The following is a 16,417-nucleotide window of genomic DNA, read 5'->3' as shown; positions in this document are numbered from 1 at the left end:
CTGGTGGGGGTGCGGATGTGCACTTATCACGGTACGCCGTGTTCGGCGCGCCGGTTTCCGGTCAGCCTTCGCCGCCGGCCTCCCGGGACACCGCCTCGGCCGCCTTCGCCGCCGCGCTCCCCGGACGCTTACGAGCCACCCAACCCTCGATATTCCGCTGCTGGCCACGGGCCACGGCCAGCGAACCGGGCGGCACGTCCTTCGTGATCACCGAACCGGCGGCGGTGTAGGCACCGTCCCCGACCGTGACAGGAGCCACAAACATGTTGTCCGAACCCGTCTTGCAGTGCGAGCCGACGGTCGTGTGGTGCTTGCTCTCCCCGTCGTAGTTCACGAAGACGCTCGCCGCGCCGATGTTCGTGTACTCGCCGATCGTCGCGTCACCCACGTAGGAGAGGTGCGGGACCTTGGTGCCCTCGCCGATCGAGGAGTTCTTCGTCTCGACGTACGTACCGATCTTGGCCTTCTGGCCGAGCCGGGTGCCGGGCCGCAGATACGCGTACGGACCCACCGTCGCCTCCGGACCGACCACGGCACCCAGGGAGACCGTGTTGTCCACGCGGGCGCCCGCACCGACACGGGTGTCCGTGAGGCGGGAGTTCGGCCCGACCTCGCAGCCCTCGGCGAGGTGCGTGGAACCGTGCAGCTGCGTACCCGGGTGGACGACGACGTCCTGCTCGAAGGTCACCGTCACGTCGACCCACGTCGTCGCCGGGTCGACGACGGTCACGCCGGCCAGCATGGCCCGCGTCAGCAGCCGGTCGTTCAGGGCCCGGCGGGCCTCGGCGAGCTGCACGCGGTTGTTGATCCCCGCGATCTCCCGGTGGTCACCGGCCACGGACGCGCCGACCCGGTGACCGGCCTCGCGGAGGATGCCGAGGACGTCGGTGAGGTACTCCTCGCCCTGGCTGTTGTCCGTCCGCACCTTGCCGAGCGCGTCGGCGAGCAGCTGACCGTCGAAGGCGAAGACGCCCGAGTTGATCTCCCGGATCGCCCGCTGCGACTCGGACGCGTCCTTGTGCTCCACGATCGCCGTGACGGCACCGGAGGCGCCGTCCCGCACGATCCGGCCGTACCCCGTCGCGTCCGGCACCTCGGCCGTCAGCACCGTGACGGCGTTCCCGTCGGCGGTGTGGGTGGCGGCGAGGGCCCGGAGCGTCTCGCCGGTGAGGAGGGGAGTGTCGCCGCAGACCACGACCACGGTCCCGTCGACGGCACCGCCCAGCGCCTCCAGGCCCATCCGCACCGCGTGCCCGGTGCCGTTCTGCTGCTCCTGCACGGCGGTGCGTACGCCGGGGGCGACCTCGGCGAGGTGCGCGGTGACCTTCTCGCGGGCGTGCCCGACGACGGCGACCAGGTTCTCGGGGTCCAGCTCACCGGCGGCGGCGAGCACGTGCCCAACGAGGGACCGGCCGCACAGCTCGTGCAGGACCTTGGGTGTGGCCGACTTCATACGGGTGCCCTCACCCGCTGCGAGAACGACGACGGCTGCCGGGCGAATGGCGCTCACGGGATGCCCTTCGGCTTTGGGTGGGGTGGACATCCGCAGGATACCGGGGTGGTTTGTGGGGGACATGAGTGCGGGCCCTGACTGTGGAGTCAGGGCCCGAAACCGAGCATGGCTCCCCCGCCAGGACTCGAACCTGAAATACATCGTCCAAAGCGACGCGTGTTGCCGATTACACCACGGGGGATTACCGGGTGCAGCCTACGCGGTTCGCCGCTTGGCCTCCACCACCATGCCAGACCACCAGCCTTCGATGCGACGGTACAAATCGGCTCCTCCGCGGACATCGACGCGGAGGCAGCCGTAGTAGGTCTCGTCAGTGTTCTTGCGGTTCGTGCTGGGGTTGTGCTTCTTCAGCGTCGTCTTGAGAAGCGCTGTGCGTTCAATGCCCACATGGTCTGTCCAGAACTGCTCGGCGCCTGCCACGTCGGCGGTCTCGTGGATGTGCACGGCGAACTTGAGACGCCCCGGCTCAACGCGGAGCAGCCGCAGCCAGGCGAGGAACAGCGTGATCATGTCGGGGTCGCTGTTGACGAAGGTAACCCGCTCCTGTCGCCGGTAGGGCTTGCTCTTGGAGCCTTCGGCCCAGTAGAGCCCCACGCCCACCAGGAACAGCTCCCGATCGGTCATTTGCGCGATCTCCTGGGTTGCTGCCTGCTTGGTTCGCAGACGTTCCTCTTCTCGAAGACGCAGCGTCGCCTCCCAGCCGCGCTTGGCGATCGCCGAAGCGTCCTCACGTGTCCGTTTCCGTCGCTCCGGCTTCGGCAGATCCCGCACCCACAGCGAGATCGAGCTCTTGCTGCACCCCAGCTCCACCTGGATCTGGTCGTACGTCCATCCCTGGAGCCGTAGCTCCCGTGCCCGCTCCCTGACGTCGTCCTTCGCGTTCGGGCGCTTCGTCCACTCCGGGGGCGGCTCGCCCTCCAGGAGCCGGTTGAGGATGTCGTTGTTGTCGACGTGCAGTCGGTCGCGGATCTGGCGTCGGCTGAGTCCTTCGCGCCGCAGCGCCACCGCCCGCTCCCGCAGCCCCTCGAAGTCGGCGTACTTGTTCGGTGAATGTGCCATGGGCATACCGTCCGGCCGGAATCCTCACCTCCGGAGGTGAACGGCGTGGGGTTCACCAGTTCGAGGGATATCGCGTCCTATCGCTTGTCGAAAGTCACCGGAAATGTGCCGCCCCCCGCCCGTAGGCTGGAGGGCATGACCACGACGGGGGAAGACCACGTACCGGCCCGGGGTGGGCCTTGGTGGTGGGACAGGCGGCGCGGTGCGGTGCTCGATGTGAGCCTCGGTGCCGTGTCCGCGTTGGAGTGCGCGGTGGAGGGGGTCCCGTTCGCGCGGGACGCCGGGATTCCGATGGCGGCGGGGGTCGTCTTCGGGTTGCTGGCCGGTTCGGTGTTGGTGGTGCGGAGGAAGTGGCCGCTCGCGGTCGTGCTGGTGGGGATCGCCATCACGCCGGCCGAGATGGGCTTCCTGCTGGGCGTCGTCGGCCTGTACACGCTGGCGGCGTCGGAGTTGCCGCGGCGGATCATCGGGTCGCTGGCCGGGATGTCGTTCCTGGGGACGCTGATCGTGACGTTCGTGCGGCTGCGGCAGGACATGGCGCGGGACGGCATCGATTTCGGGGACTGGTTCCTTCCGTTCGCGTCGATCGGGACGTCCCTGGGGATGACCGCGCCGCCGCTGCTGCTGGGCATGTACGTGGGGGCGCGGCGGCGGTTGATGGAGAGCCTGCGGGAGCGGGCGGACAGTCTGGAGCGGGAGCTTCAGTTGCTCGCCGAGCGTGCGGAGGAGCGGGCGCAGTGGGCGCGCAACGAGGAGCGGACGCGGATCGCGCGGGAGATGCACGACGTGGTCGCGCACCGGGTGAGTCTGATGGTGGTGCACGCCGCCGCGCTTCAGGCCGTGGCTCGGAAAGACCCCGAGAAGGCGGTGAAGAACGCCGCGCTGGTGGGGGACATGGGGCGGCAGGCGCTGACGGAACTGCGGGAGATGCTCGGAGTGCTGCGCAGCGGCGGGGGCACCGGGCGTGCCGAGCCGTCGTCGGTGCCGTTGGCGGCGGTGGGGGTGGCCGCGGCGGTGGCGGCCTCGCGGGCCGCGGATGACGGTGAGGGGCTCGCCGACGGGCCGAGTCTGTCCGAGCTGGACGAGTTGATCGGACAGTCGGAGGCGGCCGGGATGGTCGTGAACCTGTCCGTGGAGGGGGAGGGGCGCTCGTATGCGGCGGAGGTGGAGTCGACGGCGTTCCGGGTGGTGCAGGAGGCCTTGACGAACGTCCACAAACACGCGGCGGGCGCGAAGACGTATGTGCGGCTGGCGCATCGGGTGTCGGAGATCGCGATGCAGGTGGAGAACGAGCCGCCGCCGGAGGAGTCGTCGTCGGCGCGGTTGCCGTCGGGTGGCAACGGGCTGGTCGGGATGAAGGAGCGGGTGACCGCTCTGGGCGGCGTGTTCGTGTCGGGGCCGACCGACGCGGGGGGTTTCCGGGTGTCGGCGGTGATTCCGGCGTCGTAGCCGCGAGGGTGACCTGTCAGCCCGTGGTGAGGCGGGCCGGCTGGGCGCCGGCGACGAGGGTGGCGAGGGCCTGGTCGATGTCGGGGCCGAGGTACCAGTCGCCGGTGTGGTCGAGGGCGTAGACGCGCCCTTCGGTGTCGATGGCGATGAGGGCCTGGCTGTCGGTCTCGGTGCCGAGGGGGCAGGTCTGGGTGCCGAGGGCGCGGCCGAGGTCGCCGAGGGTGCGGGCCATGTGGAGGCCGTGCAGGGGGTCCAGGTGCAGGGTGGCGGGGGCGATCTGGCGGCCGGGGCCGGCGGGGGCGATGTGGAGGCCGCCGAATTCGGCCCAGGCCTCGACCGCGGCGGGGAAGACGGTGTGCCGGTGCCCGGCGGGTGAGGTGTGCTCGCGCAGGGCGTCGGCCCAGATCTCGGCCTGCTTGATGTCCCAGCGCCCGGGTTGCCAGCCGGCGTCGCGCAGGGCGGCGTCGACGGGGACGGGGAAGCGGGTGGTGGAGGTGCGGTCGGCTTGCATCTGCCCTTGGTCGCCCTTGGTTCGTTGCGGTCGGCTCTGGCGGCTCGGTCGTGCCGTGCGGCGCGGATCGGTTGTCGGCGTCGGTCGCCGGTGTGTCAGTCGTCGTTCGCGGTGGGGTCCACGATGCGGACACCGAAGTGGGCGCTGAGGGCTGTGCAGGCACGGCACGGTGCGGCGAAGCTGCCGTGCAGGGGGTCGCCGTCCTCGCGGATGCGGCGGGTGGTGAGCTTGGCGTGCTTGAGCGCCTTGCGGGCTTCGCCGTTGGTCATGGGTTTGCGTGCGGCGCGTTTGCTGCGGGCGGCGTCCGCGGTGGCCAGGTGCCGTGAGATGAGGATGGTCTCGGCGCAGCGGCCGGTGTAACGGTCGCGTTGGCCACTGGTGAGGGTGTCGAGGAAGTCCTGTACGAGGTGGTGCAGGGCGGGCGGCGTGTCGGCGCGGGTGGCGGTGCCCGTGAGCGTGGTGCCGCGCACGGAGAGTGCGGCGGCGACGGTGGGGAGTATGCCGTCGCGGCGGTGCTGGAGGGCGGGGACGTGGAGGGCGTCGGTGGCGCTCCAGCCGATGCGGGGGTCGCCGCCCCGGGGGTCGCCGGACCGCCCGGTGTGAGGTCCCGTCTGTGTCGCACTCATGATCATCTTCCCCTCCTGAGCATCCCCCCGAAGGTCACAGACTGCCAAATCCCGTGGCTGCTGCGGAAGCTGGGGCGTGGCGACACGCCCGGGTATGGGCGTTCCGTCACGGGAGGGTGACGGCAGGTCACGGAAGCGGAGGGGTGGGTCTCGGGTGCGGGGTCCGGCGCCGGTGACCGGTCTCGTCGTACCGCATAGGCTGTCGGCACCGCGATCGCGTGCGGTGACCGGACAGTGCAGACAGATCAGACAGACACAGATCAGACAGACGCCGCAGGGGGCAACCGCCATGACGACAGGTCGGCTCGGGCTGGGGGCACCTCCCGGCCGCCAGGACGGGGGACACGCCGCGCCGCCGAACGCGGCCTACGCCGGGCAGGTCGTACATTTCCCGGATCCGGTGCGGGCGGCACGTCACCCGAGAGGGGTACGGGTCGACGAGGGCGGTTACCCCGTCTTCTCGCCGTACGCCCGCGCGGTGGCGGAGATCGCGGACCCGCCGGAGGGTTTCGGGGTCGACGAGCTGCGGCTGACGGACTACGTGTCGGCGAACGCCGCGCTGTCGGCGTCGGGGCACGAGCTGTGGGACACGGTCCCGGCGGTGGCGACGCCGCACGGCTGGACGTGGCACCACGTGGCCGGGTCGCGGCGGATGGAGCTGGTGCCGGTCGAGGTGAAGGCGCTGCTGCGCCACCACGGCGGGATCGCGACGGCGGCGGTGGACCAGGGCAAGCGCGGGACGCGGCCCCTCCAGGAGACGCGTCCGGCGCACTTCGGTCTCCCGAAGTCGGGTGTCGCCGTGTCGGAGCAGCAGGTGCTGGGCGTCGAGGAGGACCTCGGGTACCGGCTGCCGGGCGCCTACCGCTCGTTCCTGAAGGCGGCGGGCGGCTGCGCGCCGGTGGGTACGGCGCTCGACGCCGAGTTGGGGCTGCTGGTCGACCAGCCGTTCTTCACGGTGCGTGAGGAGGCGGCGGTCAACGACCTCGTCTATGTCAACAAGTGTCTGCGGGACCACCTGACCAAGGACTATCTCGGCGTCGCGTTCGTCCAGGGCGGTCTGCTCGCGGTGAAGGTGAAGGGCGACCGGATCGGTTCGGTGTGGTTCTGCGCCTACGACGATGTGCGGGACGTGGACCCCTCGGTGCCACCGGCGGATCGGGTGGAGCGGTTGCTGCTGCCGTGCGGTGAGGACTTCGACGTGTTCCTGTCGCGGCTGGCGGGGTCCCCGCCGGAGCTGGAGACGGTGGCGAACCTGATGGTGGACGGCGGTTTCGCGCGTGCGGTGCCCGTGACGTCGGCGTCTGTAGGGGAGTGAGCTGACGATGGTGACGTTCGCGCAGGCGCAGGAGCGCGCGGAGGAGTGGGTCAACGGCGAGCTGCCGGCGTACCAGCACCGTGAGGTGCGGGTGCGGGAGTTCGACCTCGGGTTCGTGGTGTGGGCCGAGGACCGTGCGGACGGGCCGCGTTCGGACGGGGGCGCGCAGCGGCTGGTGATCGCCCGGGACAGCGGCGAGGCGACGTTGTGGCCCTCGCTGCCGGTGGGTGAGGTGATCCGCCGGTACGAGGAGGAGTACGGCCGTCCCGACGAGGCCGCGGAGCCGGCGCCGGCGCCCGCGGCGCGGGTGGACCTGAACCAGACGTCGTTCCTGCTGAGTCCACCGGAGTGGTTGCAGGAGGCGGCGGACAAGCTGGGCATCCCGGACCGCCGGCGGGGGGACCACGACGGCGGCGGTGACACCGGTGGCGCCGGCGGCGCCGGTATCGGGGCCGGGGCTCCGGCCGGGGCGGGCGCCGGGGCGCTTCCCGAGACGCAGGCCGGGGCGCCGTCGGCACCGGCGGCTCCCGCGGACGCGCGGGGGAGCGGTACGGCGTGGCCGGCCGCCGGGGCGAGTGGTGCCGGTGGCTCCGGGACGGGCGCGGGCGCGTCCGGTGCGCCGGGCGCGCCTGCCGGGGCGACGCCCTGGGCGGGGACGGACACCAACGCGGACGCCGGTGAGGACCGTTCCGTACCGCTGCCCGAGACCGTGTTCGCGCCGCCGCTGAGCGGTGCCGACGACGACACGCCGCCGCCCGCGGCGACGCCGGACGCCAAGACGGCGTTGATGTCGGGCGGCAGCGGGCTTCCGCCCACGGCGCTCTCGCCGGCGATCGACGACCCGAACGCGCCGGCCGCGTCCGCGGGGGCGGGCACACCGCCACCCGCGCCACCCGCGCCACCCGCGCCACCCGCGCCACCCGCGCCACCCGCGCCACCCGCGCCGCCGGCACCGGCCGGGCCGCAGCCGCCCGCCGGTCCCGGTGCGCACGCCACACCGGCCCGGCCGCTCGCGCCGAACGCCGGGGAGATCGCCGACGCCGCGACCAGCAAGGCGGCGCCGCCGCGCCGTGGCGGTGGTTCGGCCACGCCGCCTCCGCCGTCCGCGCCGGGTGCGCCGGGCGCGCGGCCGGGAAACACGCCTCCGCCGTCCGCGCCGGGTGCGCCGGCGGGTGGTTACGTGCCGACGCAGATGGTGTCGTCGCTCGGTCCCGAGGGGCCGGGTGGCCCGGATGGCCCGGGTACACCGCCTCCGCCGAACGCGCCGCAGCCTCCGGCCGGTCAGGGTGCCCCCGGCACGCCGGGTACACCGCCTCCGCCGAGTTCCCCCGGCGGGACGCCCCCGGGCGGGATGCACCATGCCGCCACGATGCTGGCCGACCCGGGCCGGACGGGCGGCGGGGCGCCCCAGCCGCCCGGTCCGCCCGGCCCTCCGGCCCCTCCCGGTGCGCCCGGCGCCCCGGGTGCGCCCGGCGGTCCGGGTACGCCGCCGCCCCCTGCCGCTCCGGGTGCGCCCGGCCCGCACGGTTCCTCGGGCGGCGCGGGTGGCGCCGTGCACCATGCGCAGACCGTGCTGGCCGCGCCCCCGGTGGGTGGCCCCGGCACGCCTCCGCCGCCTCCGGGCGCTCCGGGCGTCCCCGGTGGTCCCGGCGTCCCCGGTGGCCCGGGTGCCGCACAGCCCATGCCGCCCGGTGTGCCCGGTGCGCCCGGTGCCATGCCGCCGCCCGGCGGGCCCGTACCCGGTCAGCCGCCGGCGTACGGCTATCCGCAGCAGCCCGCCGGTCTGCCGACCGTCGGTCCCGGCTACCAGGCAGTGCTGCGCTATCGCGCGCAGGACGGTTCCGAGCAGCAGCTGATCCGGCGTTCGGCGCCGGGTACGCCGCACCCTGAGTGGCAGATCTTCCACGAACTCCGGGCCATGAACGTGCCGCCGGACCAGGTGCTGGAGCTGCACACGGAGCTGGAGTCGTGCGAGCTGCCGGGCGCGTACTGCGCGCGGATGATCCGGGAGCAGTGGCCGCAGGCGCGGATCACCTCCATCGCGCCGTACGGCACGGACCACGCGAGCCGGCAGCAGGGCATGCAGCAACTGCTGGCACACCAGGGCGAGTTGCATCAGGTGGCAGACGGGCCGGCCCGTCCGGCGCCGGTGCGTGCTCCGCTGCCGCACGTGCAGCCGGTGCCGCCGGTTCCGCCGGAGGCCATCGGGCAGGAGCTGGGCGGCGCGTTCGGTCCGGGTGTCTTCCGGTTCGAGCAGGCCGCGGTGTCCCGGCAGGGCGTGCCGCCGGTCGTGGCGCACACGCTGGTGGCGGCGGGTCTGCCGATGGACATGGGGCCGTTCTTCTGGGCGCAGGCCCAGCCGGGGCGCCCGGTGCCGACGCTGGCGGAGCTGGCTGCCGAGCGAGGGGTGCAGCCGGCCTCGGACGCGGGTTCGTACCTCGTCGTGGGCAGTGACTTCGGCCGGGCGATCTGTGTGCAGTACGGCACGGCGGCCATCGTGGCGGTGCCGGTGGAGGCGGGGCCGGGCGGTGCGCCCGTGCCGCCGCAGTTCGTGAACTCGGGGCTGCCGGAGTTCGCGCGCTGCCTGGCGCTGCTGGGCCGGATGTGGCGGCTCAGGTTCGGTCTGAACCAGGAGCAGGCGGGCCGCTGGACGGTGGACTTCCAGGCACAGCTGGCCGCGCTGGACCCGGCGGCGCTCGGCTCGCCGGAGAGCTGGTGGTCGGTGCTGCTGGAGCAGATGTGGGACGGGCTGCTGTGAGGCGTCCGCGCCGCTGACGTATCCCTGACGTATCCCTGACGTATCCGACGGGCGGGGCCCGGTCGACCTGTGAGGCGACCGGGCCCCGCCCGTTCGCGTGCGGTGTGTCGCATTATGAGGGCTTACGAACGATCCATAAAGTCGGTTAAGTCCATTTAGTGCGGCAGGTTCACCACAGGGGTGATGAGCATGAGCAGCGCATCGGCGCCTCCCCACGGCTTCGTGACCGTACGCGGGCGCGAGCGCGGCTACCGTCCCGAGCAGGTGGAGGCGTGTGCCGAGGCACTCTCCCGGGAGCGTGACGCGGCCTGGGAACGGGCCGCCCGGCTCACCGTGCTCGCCCGGGAGATGGAGGAGGAGCTGGAGGACCTGCGGGATGTGGTCGCCCAGCTCACCTCGCAGGACTACGAGGCGCTCGGGGAGAGCGCGCGGCGCCTGTTCCAGCTCGGCCAGGAGGAGGCCGAGGCCGTACGGGAGAGGGCGCGCAGGGCGGCGGAGGGCCTGATGGAGGATGCCCGGGCGCACGCGGCCGGCGTGCGTGAAGCGGCACAGGCGCACGCCGACGCCGTACGCGCCGAGGCCGACGAACGGGCCCGGCATCGGCTGCTGGCCGCCCGCGCGGAGGCCGACGAGACGCGGATCGAGGCCCGGCGCGAGGTGAAGGCCGGGCGCGGAGAGGCGCTGTCCGCGCTGCGCGAGATGCGGAAGCGGACCACCGGGATGCTCGCCGAGCAGGGCAGGGAGTTGGCCGAACGGCGCGCCGCGGAGGAGCGGGCGGAGGACGAGCGGGCGCGTGCCCTGGACGCGCACCACGCGGAGCTGGTGGCCCGTGCCGAGCAGGAGCTGTGTGAGGCGGGGGAGGCTCTGGCCGACGCGGAAAAGGCGGCCGGGCGGCGGCAGGAGGAGGCCCGGGCCCGGGCGGCCGAGGTGGTCGCCGAGGCCCGGGCGCGCCAGGAGCGGATCGCCCGCGACACGGAGCGCGTGCTGCGCGAGCACGGGGAGCGGTGGGACGAACTCCAGGCCCACATGGCCTCCGTACGCAGCAACCTCAGTTCGCTGACGGGGCGGGCCGTGGAGTGACATCGGGAATGCCGGCCCGCGCCCGCGATGCCGGTCGCCGTCGGCCGCCCCCGCGCACCGCCCCCGCCAGGATCGAGCCCTCCACGGCCTCGTACCGGCGGCGTTGCGCCTCCGCCTTGTGCCGGCCGGAGAGCATGGTGCCCAGCCAGCCGCAGGCGAAGCCCAGGGGAATGGAGACCAGGCCCGTGGTGGTGAACGGGAACCAGTTGAAGTCGGCGTCGGGGAAGGCGGAGACGGGCGAGCCGGAGACCAGGTTGGTGCCCGGCATCACAGCAGCACGGCCAGCGAGCCGCCGATGAGGGTGCTGAGCAGCCCGGCGCGGGTGTAGCGGCGCCAGAAGAGGCCGTAGACCAGGGCGGGTGCGATGGCCGAGGCGCCCAGGCAGCAGGACAGGGTGACCAGGGGCTGGAGGCCGCGGGGCTGGACGGGGTCGCGAGGAGGATCGCGGGGATGCCGACGGCCAGGGCGCAGACGCGGGCGAGGGTCATCTCGCGGCGCGGTGACATCTCCCGCACGCGGGTGGCGAACACGTCGTGGGCGAGGGAGTCGGCGGCGACGCGGCGCCTTTTGGCCAAACTGATCGGTCGGTATGCACGCGCGGCTCCGGCCACGGGTGTTACCCGCGTTGACCAGGCGCTTCGGGGGTGCGCCCGTCCGCGAGTTCAGTCCGGGAGAACCGGAAACCGGCGCGGCGCCACCACCAGCAGCACCAGGAACGCCAGCGCCGCCGCGCCCGCCGCGCCCAGGTAGACGGCGTGCACGGCGTCGGCGATCGCCCGCCGCACGGACTCGTCCGCGGTGCCGGAATCCAGCGCCCCCGTCACGGAGTCGAGGCCCCCGGCGCCGAGGTCGCCCGTCCCGCCGAGACGCGCGGCCAGCACCCCGTTGGCGATCGCGCCGAAGACCGCCGCGCCGATCGTCTGCCCGGTCTGGCGGCAGAAGAGGACGGACGCGGTCGCCGTGCCCCGCTCCGACCAGCCGACCGTGGACTGGACGCCGACGATGAGCGGGAGCTGGAACAGGCCCAGCGCGGCGCCGAGCAGCAGCATCAGCAGCGTCGGCTGCCAGGCCTCGCCGGGATAGGGCAGGAGCGGGAAGGCGAACAGGATCAGGGACGCGGTGCCGATGCCGAGCATGGCCGTGTTGCGGAAACCGATCCTGCGGTACACGTGCTGGCTCAGGGCCGCGGACACCGGCCAGCTCAGCGTCCACACGGACAGCACGAAACCGGCGGCCACCGGCGCCAGGCCCAGCACCGACTGGGCGTAGGTGGGCAGGAACACGGTCGGCGCCACCATCAGCAGCCCCAGCGCGCCGAGCGCGAGGTTCACCGCCGCGATCGTGCGGCGGCGCCACACCCAGCCGGGGATGATCGGCTCCGCCGCCCGGCGCTCGATCACCACCACGGCCATCAGCAGGGCGAGGCCCGTCCCGAACAGCGCGAGCGAGGGCGCCGACAGCCACGGCCACGCCACCCCGCCCTGCACCAGCGCGGTGAGCAGGGCGCCGCCGCAGGCGAACACGGCCAGCGCGCCCGCCCAGTCGACACGCGCGCGCGTGCCGGACGCCTCGCGTGCGGGCTCGTGCAGGTGACGGACGATCAGCCACAGGGCGAGAGCGCCGATCGGCAGGTTGATGAGGAAGATCCAGCGCCAGTCGGCGTACGTGGCCAGCACACCGCCCAGGCCGGGGCCCGCGATCGCGGACACCGCCCACACCGTGGACAGCCTGGCCTGGATCCTGGGCCGCTCCTTGAGCGGGTACAGGTCGGCGGCGAGCGTCTGCACGGTGCCCTGGAGGGCGCCGCCGCCCAGGCCCTGGAGGACGCGGAAGGCGATCAGGGCGCCCATGTTCCAGGCGAGCGCGCACAGCAGGGAGCCGAGGAGGAACAGCGCCGCCCCCGCCACCAGGACCGGTTTGCGGCCGTAGGTGTCGGAGAGCTTGCCGTAGACGGGGATGGTGACGGTGACGGCCAGCAGATAGCCGGAGAAGAGCCAGGAGAAGAGGGAGAAGCCGCCGAGGTCGCCGACGATCTGCGGGACGGCGGTGGAGACGATCGTGGCGTCGAGGGCCGACAGCGCCATCGCGAGCATCAGGGCGGCCACGACGGCGCCGCGCCGGCCCGGGCCCGCGCCCGCTCCGGCCTCGTCCACCGTGGGGCGAGTGCTGTCCACGCCGTCCACCCGGGTGCCTCCGTCCTTGCGTTCCCCTTGCATCCATCTGCCGGGGCCAGCTTCGCACTTGACCCTGACGCCGCGGGAGGGCGGAGGCTCGATGCGTTCCGGGGCCCCGGGGCGGAGGACGACCCCGAGATCTCCTCCGCCGAAGGGTGGACAGCCCCTAGGGGTACCTCCGTACTACGGCCCGGGGAGGGTTCGTACCGACGGAGGACGTGACCGGCCCGGTGGCGTCCTTAATCTGGCTTTACGCCGCTGGGGGGCGGCGAACCGGACCCCGGGGGGTGGGGTTTTCCCCAGCAGAAGAGTGCGCTGAACACCAGCGCGGTCGTCCCCGGTTCCGGCCAGACTCTTCGACGTAGCAGGACGACGCAACAAGTCCACCGGTACCGCTCAGCGCCCGTCGGCGACACCAGTGGCTCACCTGATGACCGACATAGGAGACTTGACATGACATCGGCCGTAAGTATTCCCACGCACGGGAGCACTGGAGGGCGTACGGCCGTTGCCGCGCGAGCGCGTCAGGTCGTGAAGGCGTACGGATCGGGCGAGACCCGGGTGGTCGCCCTCGACCACGTGGACGTGGACATCGCCCGCGGCCAGTTCACCGCGATCATGGGGCCGTCGGGGTCCGGCAAGTCCACGCTGATGCACTGCCTGGCCGGCCTGGACACCGTCTCCGGCGGGCAGATATACCTCGACGAGACCGAGATCACCGGTCTGAAGGACAAGAAGCTCACCCAGCTGCGCCGGGACCGGATCGGCTTCATCTTCCAGGCGTTCAACCTCCTCCCGACGCTGAACGCGCTCGAGAACATCACGCTGCCCATGGACATCGCCGGGCGCAAGTACGACCGCGCGTGGCTGGACCGGGTCGTGGAGACCGTGGGACTCGCCGGGCGGCTGAAGCACCGGCCGACCCAGCTCTCCGGCGGCCAGCAGCAGCGGGTCGCGGTGGCGCGGGCACTGGCCGCGCGGCCCGAGATCATCTTCGGTGACGAGCCGACCGGAAACCTCGACTCGCGCGCCGGCGCCGAGGTACTGGGCTTCCTGCGCCGGTCGGTCACCGAACTGGGCCAGACCATCGTGATGGTCACCCACGACCCGGTGGCCGCCAGTTACGCCGACCGGGTGCTGTACCTCGCCGACGGCCGGATCGTCGACGAGATGTACAAGCCGACCGCGGAAGCCGTCCTCGACCGCATGAAGGACTTCGACGCCCGGGGGCGCACGTCATGACCGTCGTCAAGACCTCGATGCGCAACTTCCTCGCGCACAAGGGCCGCATGGCGCTCTCGGCGGTGGCGGTGCTGCTGTCGGTGGCGTTCGTGTGCGGGACCCTGGTGTTCACCGACACGATGAACACCACCTTCGACAAGCTCTTCGCGGTCACGTCCTCGGACGTGACGGTCATGCCGAAGGAGGCCAGGAGCGACGACGCCCCGCAGAACGGCGTGCCCGAATCGCTGCCGGCGTCCGCGCTGGAGCGGGTCCGGGCGGCCGAGGGCGTCAAGTCCGCCGAGGGCGTGGTCAGTTCGATGAACGTGACCGTCGTCGACAGTGACAACGACAACGTGGGCGCCACCAGCGGCGCCCCGACGATCGCCGGCAACTGGACGAAGAACGACCTCCGGTCGATGGAGATCACCTCCGGACACGCCCCGCGCGGGCCCACCGAGCTGATGGTCGACGCCGACACCGCCGACAAGCACGACCTGAAGCTCGGAGACGAGCTGCGCACCATCTCGCAGACCGGCGACTTCAAGGCCGAGATCGTCGGCATCGCCTCCTTCACGGTGACCAACCCCGGTGCCGCCGTCGTCTACTTCGACACGCCCACCGCCCAGCGCGAACTGCTCGGCGCAACCGGCAAGTTCACTCAGCTCAACGTCGCCGCCGCGGACGGTGTCTCCGACGCGCAGCTCAAGCAGAGCGTCACCCAGGTCATGGACGGCACCTACAAGGTGCAGACGGCGAAGGAGAACTCCGACGAGAACCGCAAGGAACTCGGCGAGTTCATGAACGTCATCAAGTACGCCATGCTCGGCTTCGCCGGGATCGCGTTCCTGGTCGGCATCTTCCTGATCATCAATACCTTCTCCATGCTGGTCGCCCAGCGCACCCGCGAGATCGGCCTCATGCGGGCCATCGGCTCCTCCCGCCGGCAGGTCAACCGCTCGGTGCTGGTCGAGGCGCTGCTCCTCGGCATCGTCGGCTCGATCCTCGGCGTCGCGGCCGGTGTCGGAATCGCCGTCGGCCTGATGAAGCTGATGTCGGCGGCGGGGATGAACCTCTCCACCGACGATCTGACCATCAAGACGGCGACACCCGTGGTCGGCCTGGTCCTCGGCATCGTGGTCACCGTCCTGGCCGCCTACCTGCCGGCCCGCCGCGCCGGCAGGATCTCCCCGATGGCCGCCCTGCGCGACGCCGGTACGCCGGCCGACGGCAAGGCCGGCCGGATACGCGGCCTGATCGGCCTGGTCCTCACCGGCGCCGGTGCCGCCGCCCTGTTCACGGCCGCCGCCGCCGACAAGGCGAGCGAGGGTTCGCTGATGCTCGGCGCGGGCATCGTGCTGTCCCTCATCGGCTTCGTCGTCATCGGCCCGCTGCTCGCGGGCTTCGTGGTCCGGGTGATCAGCGTGGTGCTGCTGCGGGCCTTCGGCCCGGTCGGCCGCCTGGCCGAGCGCAACGCCCTGCGCAACCCGCGCCGCACCGGCGCCACGGGCGCCGCCCTGATGATCGGCCTGGCGCTGGTCGCCTGCCTCTCGGTGGTCGGCTCCTCCATGGTCGCCTCGGCCACCAGCGAGCTGGACAAGACCGTCGGCGCGGACTTCATCGTCCAGGGCAACCAGCGGATCGTGCCGCAGGCCGAGAAGGCGATGCAGGACACGCCCGGCCTGGAGCACGTCACCCGCTACAAGATGCTGGACGCCACGCTGACCTCGCCCGACGGCAAGACGGACGACGACGGTGTCACGGCCGCCGACCCGACCTACGCCCAGGACGTGAACCGCGCGACGACCGAGGGCAAGCTCTCCGCCGCCTACGGTATCGACGCCATGTCGGTCGGCGCGGACTACGCGAAGAAGCACGGCGTGCACGTCGGCGACACGATCTCCGTCGCCTTCAAGGGCGGCGAGACCGCCAAGCTCAAGGTCGCCGCGATCACGGACGACGACGTGGCCATCGACCAGGGCGCGCGGTACATCAGCATCGAGACGATGCGGAAGTACCTGCCGGCCGACAGCGTCCCGCCGAACACGATCATGTTCGCCAAGGCCGAGGACGGCCAGGCGGAGCAGGCGTACGCGGCACTGAAGAAGTCGCTGGACGCCTACCCGCAGTACCAGGTGGCCGACCAGACCGACTACAAGCAGGAGCTGAAGGACCAGATCGGCCAGCTGCTGAACATGGTCTACGGCCTGCTCGCCCTGGCGATCATCGTCGCGATCCTCGGTGTGGTGAACACACTGGCGCTGTCGGTGGTCGAGCGGACCCGCGAGATCGGCCTGATGCGGGCGATCGGTCTCTCCCGCCGCCAGCTGCGCCGCATGATCCGCATGGAGTCCGTCGTCATCGCCCTCTTCGGTGCCCTGCTCGGCCTGGGGCTGGGCATGGGCTGGGGTGCCACGGCGCAGAAGCTGCTCGCCCTGGAGGGACTGAACGTCCTCGACATCCCCTGGCCGACGATCATCGGCGTCTTCATCGGCTCGGCCTTCGTGGGCCTGTTCGCCGCCCTGGTCCCGGCGTTCCGGGCGGGCCGGATGAACGTCCTGAACGCCATCGCGACGGAGTAGCGGCCGACCCGACAGCCACCGCATACGGGGGTTGCGGGGGAAAGGCCCGGCGCCGGAAGCCCTGCGGGACTTCCGGCGCCGGGCCCCTTTTCGATCCGTGCCGGGGGCTCCGCGTCGGCCCTTTCCGCC

General features: G+C 72.3%; 11 protein-coding genes, 1 tRNA gene and 1 pseudogene. 6 read left to right on the top strand and 7 right to left on the bottom strand.

What is annotated here, in order from left to right; translation table 11 throughout:
- Positions 1 to 61: 61 nt before the first annotated feature.
- The 3 genes from glmU to ACFW48_RS07385 all read right to left on the bottom strand — a co-directional run bounded on the left by glmU (position 62) and on the right by ACFW48_RS07385 (position 2,572).
- Positions 62 to 1,510, bottom strand: a complete 1,449-nt coding sequence (glmU, locus tag ACFW48_RS07395) for a bifunctional UDP-N-acetylglucosamine diphosphorylase/glucosamine-1-phosphate N-acetyltransferase GlmU (RefSeq protein ID WP_386311291.1) — start codon at positions 1,508 to 1,510, stop codon at positions 62 to 64.
- Positions 1,511 to 1,619: 109 nt separating this feature from the next.
- Positions 1,620 to 1,694, bottom strand: a tRNA-Gln gene (locus tag ACFW48_RS07390).
- Positions 1,695 to 1,708: 14 nt separating this feature from the next.
- Positions 1,709 to 2,572, bottom strand: a complete 864-nt coding sequence (locus tag ACFW48_RS07385; protein WP_386311289.1) for a hypothetical protein — start codon at positions 2,570 to 2,572, stop codon at positions 1,709 to 1,711.
- A gap of 135 nt (positions 2,573 to 2,707) precedes the next feature.
- On the opposite strand from ACFW48_RS07385, the gene ACFW48_RS07380 reads away from it, so the two are divergent.
- Positions 2,708 to 4,021, top strand: coding sequence for a sensor histidine kinase (locus ACFW48_RS07380; protein ID WP_386311287.1), 1,314 nt, complete (start codon positions 2,708 to 2,710; stop codon positions 4,019 to 4,021).
- Between the two features lie 16 nt (positions 4,022 to 4,037).
- Here ACFW48_RS07380 and ACFW48_RS07375 read toward each other — a convergent pair whose 3' ends face one another.
- Together ACFW48_RS07375 and ACFW48_RS07370 are read right to left on the bottom strand one after the other, a co-directional pair.
- Entirely contained in the window at positions 4,038 to 4,532 is a 495-nt protein-coding gene (locus ACFW48_RS07375; RefSeq protein WP_386311285.1) for an SUKH-3 domain-containing protein, read from the bottom strand.
- 95 nt (positions 4,533 to 4,627) lie between these two features.
- Positions 4,628 to 5,158: a YwqJ-related putative deaminase gene (locus ACFW48_RS07370; RefSeq protein ID WP_386311283.1), complete on the bottom strand. Its 531-nt coding sequence runs from the start codon at positions 5,156 to 5,158 to the stop codon at positions 4,628 to 4,630.
- A 289-nt stretch (positions 5,159 to 5,447) separates the two neighbouring features.
- Here ACFW48_RS07370 and ACFW48_RS07365 point away from each other — a divergent pair, with 289 nt between their 5' ends.
- The 3 genes from ACFW48_RS07365 (at position 5,448) to ACFW48_RS07355 (ending at position 10,311) form a co-directional block, all read left to right on the top strand.
- The gene (locus ACFW48_RS07365) at positions 5,448 to 6,473 is read left to right on the top strand and encodes an SMI1/KNR4 family protein (RefSeq protein WP_386311281.1); all 1,026 of its coding nucleotides are present in this window, start codon (positions 5,448 to 5,450) and stop codon (positions 6,471 to 6,473) included.
- A 7-nt stretch (positions 6,474 to 6,480) separates the two neighbouring features.
- Positions 6,481 to 9,231, top strand: coding sequence for an SUKH-4 family immunity protein (locus ACFW48_RS07360; protein ID WP_386311279.1), 2,751 nt, complete (start codon positions 6,481 to 6,483; stop codon positions 9,229 to 9,231).
- Between the two features lie 189 nt (positions 9,232 to 9,420).
- A complete protein-coding gene (locus ACFW48_RS07355; protein ID WP_386311277.1) occupies positions 9,421 to 10,311 on the top strand; it encodes a cellulose-binding protein in 891 nt (296 codons plus the stop codon).
- Here ACFW48_RS07355 and ACFW48_RS07350 read toward each other — a convergent pair.
- Positions 10,280 to 10,862: pseudogene (locus ACFW48_RS07350) on the bottom strand (hypothetical protein); the annotation flags it as partial. The gene ACFW48_RS07355 and the pseudogene ACFW48_RS07350 overlap by 32 nt on opposite strands.
- 111 nt (positions 10,863 to 10,973) lie before the next feature.
- Entirely contained in the window at positions 10,974 to 12,485 is a 1,512-nt protein-coding gene (locus tag ACFW48_RS07345; protein WP_386311275.1) for an MFS transporter, read from the bottom strand.
- Positions 12,486 to 12,938: 453 nt separating this feature from the next.
- Between ACFW48_RS07345 and ACFW48_RS07340 the strand changes: the two genes are divergently transcribed.
- Both ACFW48_RS07340 and ACFW48_RS07335 read left to right on the top strand, forming a co-directional pair.
- Positions 12,939 to 13,727 (top strand): ABC transporter ATP-binding protein, encoded by a 789-nt coding sequence (locus tag ACFW48_RS07340; RefSeq protein WP_386311273.1) that lies wholly within the window; start codon positions 12,939 to 12,941, stop codon positions 13,725 to 13,727.
- Entirely contained in the window at positions 13,724 to 16,288 is a 2,565-nt protein-coding gene (locus ACFW48_RS07335; RefSeq protein WP_386311271.1) for an ABC transporter permease, read from the top strand. Before ACFW48_RS07340 ends, ACFW48_RS07335 begins: the two co-directional genes overlap by 4 nt.
- The last annotated feature ends 129 nt before the right edge of the window (positions 16,289 to 16,417 follow it).

The sequence above is a fragment of the Streptomyces sp. NPDC058812 genome (genome assembly GCF_042744565.1).
Lineage (GTDB): Bacteria > Actinomycetota > Actinomycetes > Streptomycetales > Streptomycetaceae > Streptomyces > Streptomyces thinghirensis.
The sequence above is the reverse complement of the archived record's forward strand: the minus strand, read 5'-3'. Positions and strand labels throughout refer to the sequence as shown.

Coding starts and splice junctions, on each gene's coding strand:
- ACFW48_RS07385 (WP_386311289.1), bottom strand. CDS start 2,572: ATGGCACATTCACCGAACAAGTACGCCGACTTCGAGGGGCTGCGGGAG.
- ACFW48_RS07380 (WP_386311287.1), top strand. CDS start 2,708: ATGACCACGACGGGGGAAGACCACGTACCGGCCCGGGGTGGGCCTTGG.
- ACFW48_RS07375 (WP_386311285.1), bottom strand. CDS start 4,532: ATGCAAGCCGACCGCACCTCCACCACCCGCTTCCCCGTCCCCGTCGAC.
- ACFW48_RS07370 (WP_386311283.1), bottom strand. CDS start 5,158: ATGAGTGCGACACAGACGGGACCTCACACCGGGCGGTCCGGCGACCCC.
- ACFW48_RS07365 (WP_386311281.1), top strand. CDS start 5,448: ATGACGACAGGTCGGCTCGGGCTGGGGGCACCTCCCGGCCGCCAGGAC.
- ACFW48_RS07360 (WP_386311279.1), top strand. CDS start 6,481: ATGGTGACGTTCGCGCAGGCGCAGGAGCGCGCGGAGGAGTGGGTCAAC.
- ACFW48_RS07355 (WP_386311277.1), top strand. CDS start 9,421: ATGAGCAGCGCATCGGCGCCTCCCCACGGCTTCGTGACCGTACGCGGG.
- ACFW48_RS07340 (WP_386311273.1), top strand. CDS start 12,939: ATGACATCGGCCGTAAGTATTCCCACGCACGGGAGCACTGGAGGGCGT.
- ACFW48_RS07335 (WP_386311271.1), top strand. CDS start 13,724: ATGACCGTCGTCAAGACCTCGATGCGCAACTTCCTCGCGCACAAGGGC.